Below are 17,909 nucleotides of genomic sequence, written 5' to 3'. Positions count from 1 at the left end.
AAGGCGCAGGCGTGCACGGGATTTACCGGTTAGCCTCCCTCCGTGCGAATGGACATCGTGGTGTTTCCCGGAATCGACGACCTGGACCTGTTCGGCCCGCTGCGGGTGCTGCGCGGCGCGGCGAACCTCGGGGCGGACTTCTCGGTGCGCCTTGTCGCCCGTGCGGACACCGCCCCGATCAGTACCGCGAGCCGGGTCCGCTTCGAGCCGGAGGCGGTCTACCGGCCGGGTGCCGAGGTGCTGATCGTGCCCGGCGGCGGCTGGGGCGCCATGGCCGAGGCCGGCGCCTGGGGTGAGGCCCGGCGCGGCGAGTGGCTGCCCTTGCTGGCCGAGGCGCGGCGGAGCAGCGACGTGCTGGCCGGGGTGTGCACCGGCACGATGCTGCTCGCGCACGCCGGGCTGCTGGCCGGGCGGCGGGCGAACACGCACCACAGCGCCGTCGCCGAGCTGGCCGGGTTCGGCGCCGAGGTGGTCGGCGACCGGGTCGTGGACGACGGTGACCTGGTCACCAGCGGCGGGGTCACCTCCGGGATCGACCTCGCGCTGTGGCTGGTCGAGCGGTTCGCCGGCCGGGAAACGGCGGAAGCGGTCGCCTCCGGGCTGGAGTACGACCGCTTCACGCCGGCGCCTACTAGTTGAGGATCGCGCTGTCCGGGATCGGGGTGTCCCCGCGCATCGCGTCGAACAGCTGCTTGGACTTGGCCTTGTCCCAGTGCTCCGCCGAACCCGAGGTGACCGGGACGGTGGTGGTGACCACGCCACCGGAGGAGATGCCGCGCATCGCCCAGCCGAGGCCGACCAGGTTGTGCACGTGGTCGCCGGTGTCCATGGTCAGCGCGTCCGGGGCCGCGGACAGCAGCGGGAACAGGTCGAACGGATTGAGGATGGTGCCGGGGCTGGAGATCTCGCTGACCAGCGCGCCGATGAACTTGCGCTGGTTGGCGGCCCGGTCCAGGTCCGATCGCGGGGTTGCCTCGCTGTGCCGCATCCGGACGAAGCCGAGCGCCTGCGCCCCGTCCAGGTCCCCGCAGCCCGCGGGGATGGTGATGCCGGTCATGGTGTCGTGCATCTCCTTGTCGACGCACATGTTCACGCCGCCGATGGCGTCCACGATGTTCGCGAACCCGCCGAACCCGATCTCCGCGTAATGGTCCATCCGCAGGCCGGTAGCCGTCTCCACGGTCTCCAGCAGCAACGGCGCGCCGCCGATGGAGAACGCGGAGTTGATCTTGTTGGTGCCCTTGCCGGGGATCTTCACCTCGGAGTCGCGCGGCAGGCTGAGCAGGGTCGCCGGAGTGTCGTTGTCCGGGATGTGCGCGACCATGATGGTGTCTGTGCGCTGCCCCCCACCCGCGGACGCGCTGTCGCCGGTGACCAGGCGTTCCTCGTCTGCCTTGGACAACCCGTCCCGGCTGTCCGAGCCGACGATCAGCCAGTTGGTGCCGGACGCAGCGGCCGGGCGGCCGGAGTACTCGTGCAGCGCGTCGATCCTGCTGATGGAGAACTCCAGGTAGACCCACACCCCGGCGAGGAACACGACGAGCACCGTGAGCAGGGTCAGCAGGATCCGGCCTGGCCCCCACCGGCGCCGGCGCCGCGGCGGTGGCTCGTCCTGCGGCGGGCGCCGCGGCGGAGCCTGCCTCGGCGGCGGGCCGGATCGGTGCGGCGGCGGCTGATGTCCGCCAGGTGGCGGCGGCCGCCGGCCGGCACCTTCCCGGCCGGGCATGGGCATCATCTGGGTCGACTGATGCTGCCTCGGCCCTCGCGCGGGCGGCCTGCGCGGCGGGTAGCCGCCGTTGTCTCCGCCGTAGCTCATCCGATGTTCACCTTCCCGATCGGCCTCCCGTGCGGTGTCCACTAAACCGCAAGGTCCGCTAAAAGGGACGTCCGGCACCCCGTTCGGGTTGTGCCGGCGTGTTTCAGCTGGGCTTGGCGAAGCCGAACTGGTGCACCTTGAGGTAGCCGGACCGGAAGCCGGCCTCCGAATAGGCCAGGTAGAACTCCCACATCCGGCGGAACACCTCGTCGAAGCCGAGCGCGGAGACCTCGCCCCAGCGCCGGGTGAACCGGTCCCGCCACTGGCGCAGGGTACGGGCGTAGTCCTGGCCGAACTCGCGCATCGCCTGCAGCTTCATCGTGGTGTTCTCCAGCATGCCCCGTTCCACCGCCTCGACGGACGGAATCAGCCCGCCGGGGAAGATGTACTTGTGCACCCAGGTGTAGGAGCCGGCGCTGGCCTGCATCCGCTGGTGGCTCATCGTGATGGCCTGCAGGCCCAGTTTCCCGCCCGGCCGCAGCCGCCTGCCGATGGTGCCGAAGTAGGTCGGCCAGTAGTCCGCGCCGACCGCCTCGATCATCTCCACGCTGACCACCGCGTCGTACTCGCCGGTCGAGTCGCGGTAGTCCCGCAGCTGCACGTCCACCCGGTCGGCAACGCCCGCATCGGCGATCCGCCGGTTGGCCAGCGCGCGCTGCTCCTCGGACAGGGTCAGCGAGGTGACCCGCGCGCCGCGCTTGGCCGCCACAATGGACAGTTCGCCCCAGCCGGTGCCGATCTCCAGCACCTCGCTGCCGGAGCGCACTCCGGCGTAGTCGAGCACGCTGTCGATCTTGCGCCGCTGGCCGGCGGCGAGATCGTCCTCCGGGCCGAAGATGGCCGAGGAGTACGTCATCGAGCTGTCCAGGAAGGTGGCGAACAGGTCGTTGGACAGGTCGTAATGCCGGTGGATGTTCTTCGCGGCGCCCTCGACGCTGTTGCGCTCCGCGCTCGGCTGCCTGCGGTCCACGAACCGGCGGAACACCTGCAGCACCGGCGGGATCAGGGTGGCCATCCGCTCGGCGAACGGGGTGAGCACCTCCGCCAGCGCGTCGGTGGTCCAGTCCCCCACCATGTACGCCTCGCCGAAGCCGATCTTCGCGTCCACGCCGAGCCGGTGGAAGAACGCGGCGGGACGGCGCAGCCGCATCTCCGGGGCGTCCTTGCCGCCGGCGCCGAGGGTGCGCCCGTCCGGCAGCGTCACGCGGACGTCCAGCGGGCGCACCGCGCGGCGGAACAGGGCTTCGGCGACCCTCGCCCGGAAGGGCGAATGCGGGGCCGTGCCGAGGCCCGGCCACCTGCCGGGCTCGGGCTGTGGCTGATCGGAGACCGGCTCGTTCCGGTCCACGCTCGATGTGGTCAAGATTCTCCCTCCCGCCGGCGACGCCGTGCCGGTGACTCATCCGCTAGTACCCGGTTCGCCGCCCGGCTCACAGCTGAATTCGGAGTCGCTGCGGGCTTGGCTCGGCCCAGGCCTCAGTCAAAGTCTCGTCCGCCGGGCGCGCACCGAGTATGTCCAGTGTGAAAGCACACACCAGCCTGGTCCAGACCCCAGGACGGCGCAGCATCGCGTGTCCCTCTTCCGAGAGCTCGAACCTGACCAAACGGGACGTACTGGGCTCCGCACGGCTGGCGAACGAGTACGAACCCGCCGGATCGGTCATCCGGTCGCGGACGCCGTGCACGATCAGCACGGCCTTGCCGCGGACCGCGGCCACGGGTTCCGTGCGCGGCGGGGTCCACGGCGCGAGCGCGCATACCCCGGCCACGGCCGGGTCGTCCGCGACGCGCAGCGCGACCCGTCCGCCCATGGAGTGCCCGATCAGCACCACCGGTAACCCCGGATGTTCGGCCCGGATCCGCGCCAGCGCCCAGCGCGCGTCCCGCACCGGGTCGAGGTCGGGCTCGTTCCAGCCGCGCACCCTGTTCCGCAGCAGCCAGACCGCCACCCCGTGCGCGCGCCCGGCACCGGACAGCGCCCGCGCGATCGGCACCATGCGCAGACAGGCGGCTCGCCAGTAACGCATCCTGGCCTGGCCGCGCTCGGCGCCACCGTGCAGCACCAGCGCCACCGCGGTGACCGTGCCCCGCGGTCGCCGGACCGACAGCTGCGGCCTCGCCTCGCTCCCCATCCAGGCCTCCTTTGCCTGCCCGGCCCCGAGCCCAATACGGTGCACGTCGAACCTTTCTACCCAAGCAGGCGGAGCGCCCGGAAGATCGCGCGACCCGCCGTGATCATTCCCGAAGCTCCTGTCAACGTCTGTTCGGTGCGAAGCACCGGAAGGGTTTGGTGGATGTGGTGAGCAGCACCGAAATCGGTCAGCTGACGGCGGCCGCGCTGGCCGAAGTGGAGACCCGCAACGCGGAGCAGGTGGACCAGGCGGCCCAACTGGTACTGGGTTGCGTCCGGGCGGACGCGCTGGTCTTCACCGCCGGGGCAGGGCACTCGCTGGCCGCGGTCGCCGAGACCTTCTACCGCGCCGGCGGTCTCGCCTGCGTGTATCCGCTCTACCACCCCGAGTTGCTGCCGTTGCACGGCGCGCGGAACAGCACGAAGGCCGAGCGTCAGGCCGGGCTCGCGGCTAAGGTGCTCGCCGAGCGGGCGCCGGGGCCGGACGACGTGCTGGTGGTGTTCTCCACCTCGGGGGTGAACCCCTATCCGGTGGAGCTCGCCGCCACCGCCCGCGCGGCCGGCGCGCCGGTGATCGCGGTCAGCTCCCGCGCCTCGGTGGCCGCCGCGCCGCGCCGGGCGGCCAGCACGCTGATCGAAGAGGCCAGCGTGGTGCTGGACAACGGGGTGCGTCCCGGCGACGCCAGCTTCCCGCCGGAGAGCCCGCGGACGGCCCCGCTTTCCACCGTGCTCAACGCCTTCCTGTGGAACCTGGTGCTCGGTTCGGTGCTGCGCCAGGCGGAGCCGGCGGGACTGGCCGTGCCGCTGTGGCAAAGCTCCAATGTGGTCGGTGGCGACGAGGCCAACGCCGCCCTCTTCGACCGCTACCTCCCTCGCGTCCCCGCCCTCGGCTGAGCACGACCCAGCCCTTAACCACCGCTGCGAAACCACCCATTCCTCCCGCCGCCGACCGGCCCAACGTGACGTCCGGCTCGTTCTATTGGCCGAACGTCACGTTGGGCCGGTTCGCTCAGGCGGCGGCGGGGGTTTCGGCGAACTGGGTGTGGTAGAGGTCGGCGTAGCGGCCGCCGGCGGCGAGCAGTTCGTCGTGCGTGCCGCGCTCGACGATCTCGCCGGCCTCGACCACCAGGATCTGGTCGGCCGCGCGCACCGTGGACAGCCGGTGCGCGATCACCAGCGAGGTCCGTCCCTCCAGGGCATGCGACAGCGCTTCGCCGACGGCCACCTCGGACTCGGAGTCCAGATGCGCGGTGGCCTCGTCCAGCACGATCACCTTCGGCTGGGCCAGCAGCAGCCTGGCGATGGTCAGGCGCTGCCGCTCGCCGCCGGAGAACCGGTAACCGCGCTCCCCGACCACCGTGTCCAGCCCGTCCGGCAACCCGCGGATCAGCTCCCCCAGCCTGGCCCGTTCCAGCGCGTGCCAGATCTCGTCCTCGGTGACCCCGGCGCGCGCGTACTCCAGGTTGGCCCTGATGGTGTCGTGGAACAGGTGCCCATCCTGGGTGACCACCCCGACCGTCTCCCGCACCGACTCGAAGCTCAGCTCGCGAACATCCACATCGGACAGGCGAACCGCGCCTTTGTCCACATCGTACAGTCGGGGCAGCAAGGATGCGATGGTCGACTTACCGGCCCCCGACGAGCCGACCAGCGCGATCAGCTCACCCGCTTCGGCACGGAAACTGATGCCGTGCAGCACTTCTTCCCCGACACGATGATCCAAAGTGGACACATCTTCCAGTGACGCGAGCGAGTACTGGTCGGCCGAGGGGTAGCCGAAGCGCACCCCGTCGAACTCCACCGAGACGGCGCCGGCCGGCACCCTCTTCGGCTCCGGCCGCTCGGTGATCATCGGGTCCAGGTCCAGCACCTCGAAGACCCGCTCGAAGGAGACCAGCGCGGTCATCACGTCCACCCGGACGTTGGCCAGCGCGGTGAGCGGGCTGTACAGCCTGGTCAGCAGCAGGGCCAGCGCGACCACGGTGCCCGGCGCCAGGTCACCGCGCAGGGCCAGCCAGCCGCCGAGGCCGTAGACCAGCGCCTGCGCCAGCGCGGAAACCAGGGTCAGGCTGGTCATGAACCACCTGGTCAGCATCGCGGTGCGGACCCCGATGTCGCGCACCCGCCCGGCCCGGCGGCCGAACTCCCCGGCCTCCACCTTCGGGCGGCCGAACAGTTTCACCAAGGTCGCGCCGGGTGCCGAGAAACGCTCGGTCATCTGCGTGGTCATGCCGGCGTTGAGCTGAGCGGCCTCGCGCTGCAGATCCGCCATCCGGCGGCCGATCCGGCGGGCCGGCAGCACGAAAATGGGCAGCAGCACCAGTGCCACCGCGGTCACCTGCCAGGACAGCGTGACCATCACGGCCAGCGAAAGCGCCAGTTGGATCACGTTGGTCACCAGGCCGGACAGCGTCGCGGTGAACGTGCGCTGCGCGCCGATCACGTCGTTGTTCAGCCTGCTGACCAGCGCGCCGGTGCGGGTCCTGGTGAAAAAGGCGATCGGCATCCGCTGCACGTGCTCGAACACCGCGCGCCGCAGGTCCAGGATCAGCCCCTCCCCGATATGCGCGGACTGCCAGCGCTCGACGAGACCGAAGGCGGCGTCGGCGATCGCCAGCCCGGCAATCGCCAGTGACAGCCAGACCACCGCAGATACGTTCTGCCCGCCGAAGATCTCGTTCACCACCTGGCCGGCCAGCAGCGGGGTGCTGACCGCGAGCACCGCCGAGATGACCGTGAGCACCAGGAACACCGCCAGCCTTCGCCAGTGCGGCCTGGCGAACGCGACCACCCGCCGCACGGTGCCCTTGGTCAGCCCCTTGGGCACGTCCTTGGCGTGCATCGCCGAGTTCATCAGCGACCAGGTGTTGTCCATGACTGCCCCTCCAGTGTCCAAACGCGTCTGCGCAAAGCTAGATATTAGTAGAGATTCTAACGATATATGACCTGGACAACGCCGTGCTGAACTTTCTTCTTCCCGGTTGCCGAAAATTTTCCGCCGGCGCCGGTCAGGCGTCGGACACCGCTCGGTAACCTGCTGCGCATGGGGGCTGAGAACTTGCCGACCTTGCGCGGAGGCGACGTGAAGCAGGCCGTACAGCGGGGGCGCTCGTGGTTCCGGGCCAATCCGCTGACGGTCGATCTGCTGCTCTACCTCGGCTGCTTCGGCTACGCCCTGGTGGTCGCGATGACCAACGAGTTCTACGGGTTCCGGGTCTGGGGCGGGTTCGCGGCGGCCGGTTACGGACTCGCCTTCGGCTACAGCGGCTGGCTGGCGCTCACCGCCCGCTCCGGCGGACTCCGGCCCGGCTGGTGGCGCTCGCGCTGGCCGGGGGTGGCGCTGGCCGCGCTGCTGGCCATGATCGTGCCGCTGGTGGTGCTCGTGATCCGGCGGCTGACCGGCAACGACTGGCTGTTCACGCCGTGGTCCTGGAGCGCGCAGCCCGAGGTGTGGGTGATCGAGCGCTCGGCGTCGCTGCTGATCGAGCACGGCACCCCGTATCTGGACGTGCTCTCGCTCGGACGGCCGCCCGAGGTCAACGACTACACGCCCTACGGCCCGGTGATGACCGTGTTCGGGCTGCCGAGAGCCCTGTTCGGCGGCACCCCGCTGGCCGACGCGCTGACCGACGCCAGGCTGATGTTCGCGCTGACCGCCTGCCTGTGCCTGCTCGCGGTGCACCGGCTGCTCGGCCGTCCGGCCGTCCCGATCCGGGCGGTGCAGTTCGCGGTCGTGTTCCCGCTGACCGCGCTGAACTGGTCCACCCAGGGACCGGACCTCGCCATGCTCGGCCTGCTGCTGCTCGCGGTGGCGCTCGCCGCCAGGGACCGGCCGATCGCGGCCGGCCTGGTGATGGCGCTGGTGCTGAGCGCGAAGCTCATCGTGGCGCCGGCCGCCGTGGTGGTGGCCGTGCTGATACTGGCGAGGTGTGGAAAGCGCGCGGCGGGCGGCTTCCTGCTGACCCTGATCACCGCTTGCACCGTGGCGCACGTGCCGGTGTTGCTGGCGGATCCGCAGGCGTTCGTCGAACACCTGATCAAGTTCCCGGCCGGCATGGGCGTGGTGACCTCCCCGGCGGCCAGCCCGCTGCCCGGTTACCTGATCGCGAGTATCGGCCCGGCCGGCAAGGTGCTCGCCTTCGTGCTGCTGGGCATGGCGGCTGTCGCCATGCTCGGCTGGCTGTACCGGCGCCCACCGGTGACGGGGAACGAAGCGCTGCTGCGCATCGCCGTCGGACTGGGCGCCTTCACCCTGCTCACCCCGGCCACCCGCTACGGCTACCTGGTGTATCCACTGGTGTTACTCGGCGCGATGTGCTGTTTTCAGCAAACGGAAGCCACTGGTCGCACGGTCAACTCCCCGACAGGTTGACAGTGTGCCAGTTGGGCCGATCATCAGACGTTGTCGCTGATAGCCGCCCTGCCGCGTGACTTTGCTACTTCTTCTTCACCCTCGTCGCACCGCCGCGCCCGCGCAGCTGCACCCCGGATTCCGAAAGTACCCGGTGTACGAAACCGTACGAGCGGCCGGTGGACTCGGCCAGGGCGCGAATGCTCGCGCCCTTCTCATATTTCTTCTTCAGGTCAGCGGCTAGCTTGTCGCGCGTGTTTCCGGTTATTCGCGCGCCCTTCTTCAGGTCAGCCACGTCGGTCCGCCTTCCGCCTGAGAGTGTTCTGGGCCACATTCGGCCCCTACCGTCGCAATGATCGAACACCGACGGCCGGAATGCCAGACGACTGGCTAAAAACCTACCGAATCAACGGCGATATTGGTCCATTCCAGTGCTTGTTCAACATCAACTAAGCACCCGAACGGATGTTGTGCTTCACGCCAGCTGGACGAGTTCCAGGTAATCGGCGGACCAGTGATCTTCGGTGCCGTCCGGCAGCAGGATGACCCGCTCGGGCTCCAGCGCCTCGACCGCGCCGGGGTCGTGGGTCACCAGCACCACCGCGCCGGCGTAGCTGCGCAGCGCGTCCAGCACCTGCGCGCGGCTGGCCGGGTCCAGGTTGTTGGTCGGCTCGTCGAGCAGCAACACGTTGGCAGCACTGGACACCAGGCCGGCCAGCGCGAGGCGGGTCTTCTCCCCGCCGGAGAGCGTGCCCGCGGGCTGGTCCAGCTGTTCGCCGGTGAACAGGAAGGAGCCGAGCAGGTTCCGCAGTTCCTGAGCACCGGTATCCGGAGCGAGGTGGCGAATGTTCGCCCAAACGCTCGCGTCGTGGTCCAGCGTCTCGTGCTCCTGCGCGTAGTAGCCAAGGCGCAGACCATGTCCGGCGATCGTCCCACCGGTGTCCGGGGTTTCCATACCGCCGAGCAGGCGTAGCAGCGTGGTCTTGCCGGCGCCGTTGAGGCCGAGCACCACGACCTTGGCTCCGCGGTCGATCGCGAGATCGACCCCGGTGAAGATCTCCAGCGAGCCATAGGACTTGGACAGGCCCTCGGCGGTGAGCGGGGTCTTGCCGCAGGGAGCCGGCGACGGGAACTTGATCCGCGCGACCTTGTCCGCCTGCCTCGTGGCGTCCAAGTTGGACAGCATCTGCTCGGCACGACGGGCCATGTTCTTTGCTGCCACGGCTTTTGTCGCCTTGGCGCCGAGTTTCGCGGCCTGCTGCTGCAACACGGATGCCTTCTTCTCCGCATTGGCCCGCTCGCGGCGGCGGCGCTTTTCGTCGGTGGCGCGGGCGTCCAGATAACGCTGCCATGACATGTTGTAGTGGTCCAACTCGGCGCGGGTGGCATCCAGGAACCAGACCTTGTTCACCACGTCGCCGAGCAGCTCGACATCGTGGCTGATCACCACGAGCCCGCCCTCGTGCGACTTGAGGAATCCGCGCAGCCAGGTGATCGAGTCGGCGTCCAGGTGGTTGGTCGGCTCGTCCAGCAGCAGGATGGTGTCGGACTTTCCGCCGGCACCCGCCTCCGCCGCGGCGAACAGAATCCGGGCCAGCTCGACCCGGCGGCGCTGGCCGCCGGAAAGGGTCTGCAAGGTTTGCGACAGGATCCGGTCCGCCAGCCCCAGATTCGCGCAGATCCGCGCGGCCTCGCTTTCGGCCGCGTAGCCGCCGAGCGACGCGAACCGTTCCTCCAGCCTGCCGTACTTCCGGATCGCCTTGTCCCTGGCGTTGTCGTCCGCGTGCTCGGACATCGCGGACTGCGCCTTTTCCATCTCGCGCAGCAGCACGTCCAGCCCGCGCGCGGAGAGCACCCGGTCCTTCGCGGTGACCGAAAGATCACCTTCGCGCGGGTCTTGCGGGAGATAGCCCAGCTCCCCGGTCTGTTTGACGTCGCCGGAGTAGGGCTCGCCCTCCCCGGCGAGCACCTTCAGCGAGGTGGTCTTGCCGGCACCGTTGCGGCCGACCAGGCCGATCCGGTCACCGGCCTGGATGCGGAGGGTGGTGTCGGACAGCAGGATGCGCGAGCCGGCGCGCAACTCAAGGCCGGTGGCCGTGATCAAGGAAGACTCCCGAGTAGGAAAAACGAGGATGGACAGCATCGAACGAGCCGGTCGCGACCGGCTCGGAGCTACTCCAGAAGGATGTCCACGAGATCCAGTGTACGGATAGCCGTCCAGGGCTTTTCCCGATGGTGGCGAGCTTCACCGCCGGGCGGCATCCCGGTCAGGGTTCGCGGACCAGGATCTCGGTCGCGAACGCCCGTTCGGCGGCGTCGTCGAGCACGGTCCGGCGCGGTTCGGGGATGTCCAGCACCCGCGGCCCGGCCAGCGCGAAGAGCGGTGCGAGCCGCCGGTCCGCGCGAAGCTCCTCCAGCGCACGGCGGTCCCCGCCGAGCACCACGGCGTCCAGCTCGGCCAGCCGCGGGCCGAGCACCTCCAGCGCGTCCTCCGCGGCCGCCCGCAACGCCTGCCTGGCCTGGCCCTCCCGCCGCCGCGCGAACCGCTGCTGCGACCAGCCACCCGCCGCGGACCGGCCGTGCACCAGGTGCCGGTCGGTTCTGGAGAGCAGCACCCTGCCGTGCTCGGCGATGCCCACGCTGCGCCCGCCGAGCCGGACCAGCAGCAGGCCGACCCGGCGCGGCAGGAAAACGTGCTCGACCAGCGGCTCGATCGACAACCCGGCCCGCTCACCCGGCTGCACGGCCAGCGGGGCGAACGGGACGACCGCGGTGGCCGTCGTCCCGTTGCCGCCGGTCACCACCACCTCGGCCGCGGCCAGCCTGGTGGCGAGCACGCCGTCGTTGCGTTCGGCGAACCTGCCGAACCAGCCCGCCAGCCGCTCCGGCGGGACCTCGACGACGCGACCGCCGCCGGACGCCTGCCGCGTTCTGCTCACCCGCGCACCGCACGTGTTCGCCAGACTGTCCTCATTGGACAGTTCCGCCGGGATCGATCGTCCACTTCGGATCCTTCCGTTCAGAGCACGAAGGACTCCGACCACGGCTGCGACGCCCTGCCGGAGAGCGCGTCCAGCAGCGACACCGCCTGCTTGTCGGTCAGCGAGGACACGAAGTCGATCACCGCCCGTCCCCTGGCCAGCCCGTGCACCGCGTCCGCACCCCGCACCGGCTCACCGGTGGCACCCACCAGCAGCTCCGGCGCCCGGCCAGCCAGGTCGCTGTACTCGGTGTGCGCCAGCTCGACCAGGTCCCGCAACCGCCGGGGCAGCCGGTACGCCTCGTCCCGGTCGGCCAGCCACGCGTCCAGCGCATCGACCAAAGTGGACACCAGGCTGGCCTGGCCGCGTTGGTGCAGGGCGAGATCCGGGCGAAGCAGCACGAAACGCCGGTGCACGAACTTGAGCACCTGCACCTCGTGCCACTGGGCCGGGCTGAGCGCGACGTGGCCGCTCCTGGTCGGCGGCGACGACACCAGCAGCACCCCGCCGACCAGCCGCGAGGTCCAGCGCGCGGAGAAGGCGGCGAGCGCCTGCTCGGACTCGATCGAACCGTCGAAAGCGCTGCCGAGCAGCCCGTCCACCAGCTCCGCGCGCACCACGGCCACCGCGCTGGCGAAGGCTTCGTCGTCCACGATCCACGAGTCCTTGGCGTGCAGCCTGCGTCGCAGGCGTTCCAGCGACCGCCCCGGCCCGCCGCCCTCGGCCAGCAGGGTCCGCTCGTCCAGCCCGGCCAGCTCTACCGCGTGCCGCAGCCAGCCGCCGAGCTCGGCGGCCACCGGAGCGTGCTGCAGCACGCCGATCCGGTGGAAGTCCTGCAGGTCGTGGATCGCGTAGGCGATGTCGTCGGCGGTGTCCATCACGGACGCCTCCACGGTCTGCTGCCACCATTCGATCCGGTCCGCGAACGGCGCCCGCGCCTCGGCGAAGTCGTCCAGTTCGGTGCTGTACGCGGAGAACTTGCCCGAGCCGGTGCCGGGCGCGTCCTCCGGTTCGCCGGCGCCGCGCGGCAGCACCGGAAGCCCGGAGGGGTGCGGATCCGGGTAGTGCAGCCGGGCCCAGGGGTACTTGAGCACGGCCGCGCGCACCGCGGCGGTGAGGTCGAGGCCGACCGCGGACGGCCCGCGCACGTCGGTGGTGGTGAGGATGCGGAAGGTCTGCGCGTTGCCCTCGAACCCGTCCGCCAGCCCGAACCGGTGCCGCGCGATGCGGTCCAGCACCCGCTCCCCCAGGTGCCCGAACGGCGGATGACCCAGATCGTGCGCGAGCGCGGCCGCCTCGGCCACCTCCGGGTCGAGCCCGCCCAGCTTGGCGGCCAGCCCCGCGGTCTCCGGCTGCGCCAGCAGCCGCTCGGCGATCGCCCTGGCCACCTGCGCCACCTTGAGGCTGTGCGTGAGCCGGTTGTGCAGCAGCCCGGAACCGCCCGCGCTGACCACCTGGGTCACCCCGCCCAGCCTGGCGAAGAACGGGGAGGTGCTGATCCGGTCGCGGTCGGCCCGGAACGGATCGGTGGCCAGGTCCGAAGAAGGCACAGTCGGCACAGCCGGCACGGAGACCTCGGTGCGCGCGGCTCCGGTAGCTGTTCCGGGGGTGCCCCGGCGGCGCGTCCTGGGATCGGTCTCGGGGGTCGGTTCCATGCACGACACCGTATCTCTCGCGGCTGTGATGTGATCTGTCGTGATGACGGACGTGGTGATCGCGGGTGCCGGACCGGCGGGCCGGGCGCTGGCCGCGGCCTGCGCCGCGGAGGGTCTGCACACCGTGCTGGTGGACCCGGCGCCGCACGCGCCGTGGCGGGCCACCTACGCGCTCTGGCGCGACGAGCTGCCGGAGCTGCCCGCCGAGGCGATCGCCGCCGCCCCCTCGCGGGCCACCGCGATCGGCAGCACGTCGCACGCGATCCCCCGCGAGTACCTGGTCGTGCACAACGCCGGGCTTCGGCGGTGGCTCACCGACCCGCGGGTGGAGGTGCGCACCGGCCGCGTCGAGGAGGCCGTCGGCGGGCGTCTTGGCAGCACCGTGCTGCTCGCCGGCGGGCGGCGGCTGGCCACGGGGGTGGTGGTGGACGCCGGTGGCGCACGCCGGGTGCTCTCCGGCGGGCCCGCGCCCGGTGCCCGCGCCGAGCAGACCGCGTTCGGGGTGGTGCTGCCCGCCGCCGAGGCCGCCAGGCTGGTGCCGGACGCCGGTGAGACCGCGTTGTTCATGGACTGGCGGGCCGCCGGTGTGACCGAACCGAGCTTCCTCTATGCGATCCCGCTTGGCGAAGACAGAGTGCTGGTAGAGGAGACCTCGCTGGCCCGCAAACCCGGGCTCGGCCTCGACGTGCTCGCCGGCAGGCTCCGGGCCAGGCTGGCCGCCGCCGGGGTCGCCGAAGGCACCCGCCGCGAGCGGGTGCGGATCCCGCTCGACCTGCCGGTGGCCAGGCCGCCGGGAGTGGTGCCGTTCGGCGTCGCGGCCGGCATGGTGCACCCGGCCACCGGGTACAGCCTGGCCACTTCGGTGGGGCTGGCGCCGTCGGTCGCCGCCGCCATCGCGGAGGGCCTGCGTACCGGGCCGAGGGCGGCGACCGCGGCCGCCCGGCACGAGATCTGGCCACCTGCCGCGCTGGCCGTGCACAGGTTGCGGAAACACGGGCTGCGGGCGTTGCGCGGGATGCCCGCGCCCGCGGTGCCCGAGTTCTTCGAGCTCTTCTTCGGCCTGCCCGCCGAGCTGCAGCGGGCGTTCACCTCCGGCCGGACCGATCCGGCAGGAACCACGGCCGCCATGTCGGAACTGTTCAGGCGCGCGCCGTGGCGGTTACGCCGCCGTCTCGTCTGGTGAGAAATCAGCCCAGCGGGTTACGCCGATACAGCTAACCCCGGTGCAGGGCAGGTGAACATCAGTCGACATTGCTACCGAATCGGCGTACTGCCCGCGATTATTCTTTTCGTGCACCCCCCTTCCAGTGCCGTCCGGTTCGCCTTCCAGCCGTTGTACAGCCTGCACACCGGCGGTGTCGTCGCGCTCGAAGCGCTGGCGCGGCCGACCCGTGGGTCAGCGCACGAAATGCTCGACCTGGCCCGCCGCGAACGGCGGCTGGTCGAGGTGGACGTGGACCTGGCGGCGAGCGCCGTCCACGCCGAAGCCGAATACCAGACCCTGCTGCCGCTGCACCTGAACCTCACCGCCGTCTCGGCCGCCGCGCCGGAGTCCGCACTCGACCCGCTGCTGGACAGCCTGGCCAGGTACGGCCGCCGCCCGCGCGAGGTGGTGCTGGAGGTCGGCCCGCCGTTCTCCCAGACCTGGCCGGAGCAGCTGCTGGCCGGCCTGCACCGGCTCAACGAGCTCGGCTTCCGGCTCGCGCTGGACGGCCTCGGTCGCGGCGACCTGCCGCTGAACCTGCTCGCCGCCGCCCCGGTGGACGTGCTGAAGCTGGACCGCAGCGTGCTGCACCGGCTGCCGGGGGACGCGGCCGCGGTGGCCGTGGTGGAAGCGCTGCTGCACTACACCTCCCGCACGGACGTCCGGCTGGTGGCCACCGGCGTGGAGTCCGAGCCGCAACTCGTCGCGCTGCGCAAGCTCGGCGTGCGGATCGCGCAGGGCAACCTGTTCGCGGCCGCGGCCGACGGCACCGGCTGGTCCGGGCTGAGCACCCTGGCCACCCCGGACCCGGACGAGCGCGTGGCGCACGGGCCGCTGACCACCCCCAAGGTGCGTGACTTCCTCCGCCCGGCCAGCACCCTGGCGCACGACGCGACCTGCGACGACGTGCGGTCGGTGCTCGCGGTGGAGAACGGGCCGTCCGGCGTGGTCGGCCTCGACGCCGACGAGATTCCACAGTGGACCATCGACAGGACGCGGTTCCTGGTCTCGGTGACCGGGCCGTACGGGCACGCGCTGCACGCCAAGCGGCCGGCCGAGCGGCTCGCCGACATCCCGCACACCATCCACGCCGACGCGGGCGCGATGGAGCTGCTCGAGCTGGTCACCGACGCCGACTGGCGCCGCACCGGCGACGACGTGGTGGTGGTCGACGGCGAGGGCCGCTGCCAGGGCGTGGTGCTGGTGACCGAGGTGGTCCGCGGCATGGCCGAGGCCAAGGTGGAGGAGGCGGCCGCGCTCAGCCCGCTCACCCGGCTGCCCGGCAGCGACACGGTGGCCCGCGACGTGGACCGCCGGATCGCCTGCCGGGAACCGTTCGTGGCGGCCTGGCTGGACGTGGACTCGTTCAAGAGCGTCAACGACTCCGTCGGCTTCGCGGCCGGGGACGACCTGATCCGCGCGCTCGGTCGCACGCTCACCGACCTGACCGCGCAGCTGCCGAAGATGACGGTGAGCCACGTCGGTGGCGACGACTTCCTGATCGCCTGCGACGTGGACGAGATCGCACAGGTGGCGGCCGCGCTGCTGGACACCCCGTGGTCGGCCGAAGGACTGCCGGTGACCGTCTCGCTGGCCACCCTGGTCTGCGCCACCTCCTCGGTACCGTCCTATCGGGACGCCTCGCGGCTGCTCGCCCCGCTGAAGAAACGCGCCAAGGAGGTGCCGGGATCCAGCTGGGTGCTCAGCAGGCCCGGTTCCGAGCGGGTCGAGGTGCTGCGCGGTCGCGGCCGGCAACCGCTGCCCGCGCAACGGGTTCCGGAGCTCAACCAGCCGGCGTGATGAAGCCCGACTCGTAGGCCCTGATCACCGCCTGGGTGCGGTCCCGCGCGCCCAGTTTGGACAGCACGTTGCCGACGTGGGTCTTCACCGTCTGCACGCCGAGGAAGAGCTCGCCGGCGATCTCCACATTGGACAGACCGCCGGCCATCAGGCCGAGCACCTCGGCCTCCCGCTCGGTCAGCGCGGCCCCGCCGAGCCGATCACCCCGGCCGGGTCCGTGCTCGTGCGCGGCGGCCAGCCGGCGGATCGCGGCCGGGAACAACAGCGACTCCCCTGCCACCACGGTGCGGATCGCGGCCACGATCTGCTCCGGTTTGGCCCGCTTCAACAGAAAGCCGCTGGCACCGACGCGCAGTGCCTGGTAGACGTACTCGTCGTTCTCGAAGGTGGTGACCACAACCACCTTCGGCGGAGAATCCATTGTGGATAGAAGATGTGCGGTGGCCCTGATCCCGTCCACAGCGGGCATCCGCACGTCCATCAGCACCACCTCCGGGTGCAGCCTGGACACCAGCCCCGGCACCTCGGCGCCGTCGGCGGCCTCCCCCAGCACCTCCAGGTCCGGCTCGGCGTCGATGATCGCGCGCAGCCCGGCCCTGATCAGCTCCTCGTCGTCGACCAGCAGCACCCCGATGCTCATTCGCCCGCTCCCCACGGCAATCGCACCCTGACCTCCCAGTCCTCGCCGTCCCGCCCGGCGCGAAGTTCGCCGCGCAGCAGGTCCACCCGCTCCGCCATGCCGCGCAGCCCGGTGCCACCGCGCTCGCGCCGCGAAGGCGTGCCCCCGACCGGGTTGCGCACCAGCAGCCGCAGCTCGTCCCCGGCCACCGCCAGCCGCAGCGTCACCGGGACCTTACCGGCGTGCCGGAACACGTTGGTCAGGCATTCCTGCAGGATCCGGTACGCCTCCCTGGACACCATCGGCGGCAGCACGGACAGCTCGCCGCGCACCTCCTCCCGCACGTCGACCCCGGCCAGGCGGGTGGCACCGAGCAACGCGGGCAACTCGTCGAGACCGGCCTGCGGCGACGTGCCGGCCGCCTCGTCGCGGAGCAGGCCGAGCACGTGGTCCAGATCGTCCAGCGCGGCACGGGCCGAGTCCTCGATGGCGGTGAGCGCGCGCTCGGTGAACTCCGGGTCCCGGCGCAGCGTGCGGCGGGCCGCGCCGGCCTGGATGGTCACCACGCTCAGCGCGTGCCCGACGGAGTCGTGCAGCTCGCGAGCCAACCGGTTGCGCTCGGCCAGCCGCTCGGTGCGCCGCTCCAGCTGCTCGATGCGCTCCGCGGCGGAGACCCCGAGCAGCACGGCCGCGGCGCGGGCGAGCAGCGCGCCCACCGCCGCGACCAGGTAGACCAGTGCGAGCACGGCGAGCAGCAGCACCGCGGGCAGCCAGGCACCGGCCCAGCCGCGGGCCACCTCGGGTGCGTCCAGCCCGGTGGAGAACCGGCCGGTGAACGGTGCGATCACGCCGAGCACCAGCAGCACCGGCAGGGCCAGCGCCAGGAAGCTCAGCACTCCGCCGGCGAGCACGTGCAACATGAACATCGCGCCCGAGCGCAGCCGCACCGGCCAGCTCGTGACGGGACCGAAGGTGACGTCCGGGATCGGGTCGTCCAGCAACTCCCGCACGGCGGTGCCCTCCAGCACCCGCACCGCCGGAATGAACGAGCTCGCGGCCATCACCGCCAGCGCCACCAGCCCGCCCGCCACCAACGCCGCGGTCGTGCTCAGCATCGACCCCAGGACGGGCACAGCGAGCGCGGCGAAGAGCAGGTACGGCACCAGCATGGCGCCGCCCAGGATCAGGTAGACCAGCCCGCGGTAGGTCGACCGCGCCAGCACCGGGGCCAGCAGCCGCCGCATCAGCATGACCGAAATCGTGGCAGAACGGACGTCGCGCTGCCTCCCTCTCCAGCGGGAGCCGGCCGCGCCAGGGGCCTGAGCGCGGCACCAGCGCGACGTGGTGTGATT

At 71.3% G+C, this 17,909-nt stretch carries 15 protein-coding genes; 5 read left to right on the top strand and 10 right to left on the bottom strand.

The window, feature by feature from the left end:
- Positions 1 to 48 precede the first annotated feature (48 nt).
- Positions 49 to 639 (top strand): DJ-1/PfpI family protein, encoded by a 591-nt coding sequence (locus AMYNI_RS0134955; RefSeq protein ID WP_020672761.1) that lies wholly within the window; start codon positions 49 to 51, stop codon positions 637 to 639.
- Here AMYNI_RS0134955 and AMYNI_RS0134950 read toward each other — a convergent pair.
- From AMYNI_RS0134950 to AMYNI_RS0134940, 3 genes are all read right to left on the bottom strand, one after another.
- Complete coding sequence (locus AMYNI_RS0134950) at positions 632 to 1,816, bottom strand: LCP family protein (protein WP_020672760.1); 1,185 nt, start codon at positions 1,814 to 1,816, stop codon at positions 632 to 634. The two genes, AMYNI_RS0134955 and AMYNI_RS0134950, sit on opposite strands and share 8 nt — an antisense overlap.
- Before the next feature lie 103 nt (positions 1,817 to 1,919).
- Complete coding sequence (locus tag AMYNI_RS0134945) at positions 1,920 to 3,179, bottom strand: SAM-dependent methyltransferase (protein ID WP_026361318.1); 1,260 nt, start codon at positions 3,177 to 3,179, stop codon at positions 1,920 to 1,922.
- Between the two features lie 67 nt (positions 3,180 to 3,246).
- Positions 3,247 to 3,948 (bottom strand): alpha/beta hydrolase, encoded by a 702-nt coding sequence (locus tag AMYNI_RS0134940; protein ID WP_020672758.1) that lies wholly within the window; start codon positions 3,946 to 3,948, stop codon positions 3,247 to 3,249.
- 164 nt (positions 3,949 to 4,112) lie between these two features.
- Here AMYNI_RS0134940 and AMYNI_RS0134935 point away from each other — a divergent pair, with 164 nt between their 5' ends.
- On the top strand, positions 4,113 to 4,841 hold the full coding sequence (locus tag AMYNI_RS0134935) for a sugar isomerase domain-containing protein (RefSeq protein ID WP_026361317.1): 729 nt from the start codon (positions 4,113 to 4,115) through the stop codon (positions 4,839 to 4,841).
- A gap of 115 nt (positions 4,842 to 4,956) precedes the next feature.
- Here the strand turns inward: AMYNI_RS0134935 and AMYNI_RS0134930 are convergent, their stop codons facing one another.
- Positions 4,957 to 6,822 carry an ABC transporter ATP-binding protein gene (locus AMYNI_RS0134930; RefSeq protein ID WP_020672756.1) on the bottom strand — a complete coding sequence of 622 codons (1,866 nt, stop codon included), beginning with the start codon at positions 6,820 to 6,822 and terminating at the stop codon, positions 4,957 to 4,959.
- A gap of 168 nt (positions 6,823 to 6,990) precedes the next feature.
- Between AMYNI_RS0134930 and AMYNI_RS0134925 the strand changes: the two genes are divergently transcribed.
- Positions 6,991 to 8,319, top strand: a complete 1,329-nt coding sequence (locus AMYNI_RS0134925; RefSeq protein WP_051116395.1) for a glycosyltransferase 87 family protein — start codon at positions 6,991 to 6,993, stop codon at positions 8,317 to 8,319.
- A 64-nt stretch (positions 8,320 to 8,383) separates the two neighbouring features.
- Here the strand turns inward: AMYNI_RS0134925 and AMYNI_RS0134920 are convergent, their stop codons facing one another.
- The 4 genes from AMYNI_RS0134920 to AMYNI_RS0134905 all read right to left on the bottom strand — a co-directional run bounded on the left by AMYNI_RS0134920 (position 8,384) and on the right by AMYNI_RS0134905 (position 12,934).
- On the bottom strand, positions 8,384 to 8,593 hold the full coding sequence (locus AMYNI_RS0134920) for a helix-turn-helix domain-containing protein (RefSeq protein ID WP_005437638.1): 210 nt from the start codon (positions 8,591 to 8,593) through the stop codon (positions 8,384 to 8,386).
- 180 nt (positions 8,594 to 8,773) lie between these two features.
- Complete coding sequence (locus AMYNI_RS0134915; RefSeq protein WP_020672754.1) at positions 8,774 to 10,402, bottom strand: ABC-F family ATP-binding cassette domain-containing protein; 1,629 nt, start codon at positions 10,400 to 10,402, stop codon at positions 8,774 to 8,776.
- Positions 10,403 to 10,565: 163 nt separating this feature from the next.
- Positions 10,566 to 11,237, bottom strand: coding sequence for an acVLRF1 family peptidyl-tRNA hydrolase (locus AMYNI_RS0134910; protein ID WP_020672753.1), 672 nt, complete (start codon positions 11,235 to 11,237; stop codon positions 10,566 to 10,568).
- A gap of 80 nt (positions 11,238 to 11,317) precedes the next feature.
- Positions 11,318 to 12,934, bottom strand: a complete 1,617-nt coding sequence (locus tag AMYNI_RS0134905) for a deoxyguanosinetriphosphate triphosphohydrolase family protein (RefSeq protein ID WP_084628542.1) — start codon at positions 12,932 to 12,934, stop codon at positions 11,318 to 11,320.
- A gap of 43 nt (positions 12,935 to 12,977) precedes the next feature.
- Here AMYNI_RS0134905 and AMYNI_RS0134900 point away from each other — a divergent pair, with 43 nt between their 5' ends.
- A complete protein-coding gene (locus AMYNI_RS0134900) occupies positions 12,978 to 14,117 on the top strand; it encodes a lycopene cyclase family protein (protein WP_020672751.1) in 1,140 nt (379 codons plus the stop codon).
- Between the two features lie 108 nt (positions 14,118 to 14,225).
- Complete coding sequence (locus AMYNI_RS0134895) at positions 14,226 to 15,938, top strand: GGDEF domain-containing protein (RefSeq protein ID WP_020672750.1); 1,713 nt, start codon at positions 14,226 to 14,228, stop codon at positions 15,936 to 15,938.
- Here AMYNI_RS0134895 and AMYNI_RS0134890 read toward each other — a convergent pair.
- Together AMYNI_RS0134890 and AMYNI_RS0134885 are read right to left on the bottom strand one after the other, a co-directional pair.
- Positions 15,922 to 16,578 (bottom strand): response regulator, encoded by a 657-nt coding sequence (locus AMYNI_RS0134890; protein WP_020672749.1) that lies wholly within the window; start codon positions 16,576 to 16,578, stop codon positions 15,922 to 15,924. The two genes, AMYNI_RS0134895 and AMYNI_RS0134890, sit on opposite strands and share 17 nt — an antisense overlap.
- Complete coding sequence (locus AMYNI_RS0134885; RefSeq protein WP_020672748.1) at positions 16,575 to 17,807, bottom strand: sensor histidine kinase; 1,233 nt, start codon at positions 17,805 to 17,807, stop codon at positions 16,575 to 16,577. Before AMYNI_RS0134885 ends, AMYNI_RS0134890 begins: the two co-directional genes overlap by 4 nt.
- Between the last annotated feature and the right edge of the window lie 102 nt (positions 17,808 to 17,909).

The sequence above is a fragment of the Amycolatopsis nigrescens CSC17Ta-90 genome (assembly GCF_000384315.1).
GTDB lineage: Bacteria > Actinomycetota > Actinomycetes > Mycobacteriales > Pseudonocardiaceae > Amycolatopsis > Amycolatopsis nigrescens.
This window is presented reverse-complemented; position numbering and strand designations above follow the sequence as displayed.

Coding starts and splice junctions, on each gene's coding strand:
- AMYNI_RS0134955 (WP_020672761.1), top strand. CDS start 49: ATGGACATCGTGGTGTTTCCCGGAATCGACGACCTGGACCTGTTCGGC.
- AMYNI_RS0134950 (WP_020672760.1), bottom strand. CDS start 1,816: ATGAGCTACGGCGGAGACAACGGCGGCTACCCGCCGCGCAGGCCGCCC.
- AMYNI_RS0134940 (WP_020672758.1), bottom strand. CDS start 3,948: ATGGGGAGCGAGGCGAGGCCGCAGCTGTCGGTCCGGCGACCGCGGGGC.
- AMYNI_RS0134930 (WP_020672756.1), bottom strand. CDS start 6,822: ATGGACAACACCTGGTCGCTGATGAACTCGGCGATGCACGCCAAGGAC.
- AMYNI_RS0134925 (WP_051116395.1), top strand. CDS start 6,991: ATGGGGGCTGAGAACTTGCCGACCTTGCGCGGAGGCGACGTGAAGCAG.
- AMYNI_RS0134905 (WP_084628542.1), bottom strand. CDS start 12,934: ATGGAACCGACCCCCGAGACCGATCCCAGGACGCGCCGCCGGGGCACC.
- AMYNI_RS0134900 (WP_020672751.1), top strand. CDS start 12,978: ATGACGGACGTGGTGATCGCGGGTGCCGGACCGGCGGGCCGGGCGCTG.
- AMYNI_RS0134890 (WP_020672749.1), bottom strand. CDS start 16,578: ATGAGCATCGGGGTGCTGCTGGTCGACGACGAGGAGCTGATCAGGGCC.
- AMYNI_RS0134885 (WP_020672748.1), bottom strand. CDS start 17,807: ATGCTGATGCGGCGGCTGCTGGCCCCGGTGCTGGCGCGGTCGACCTAC.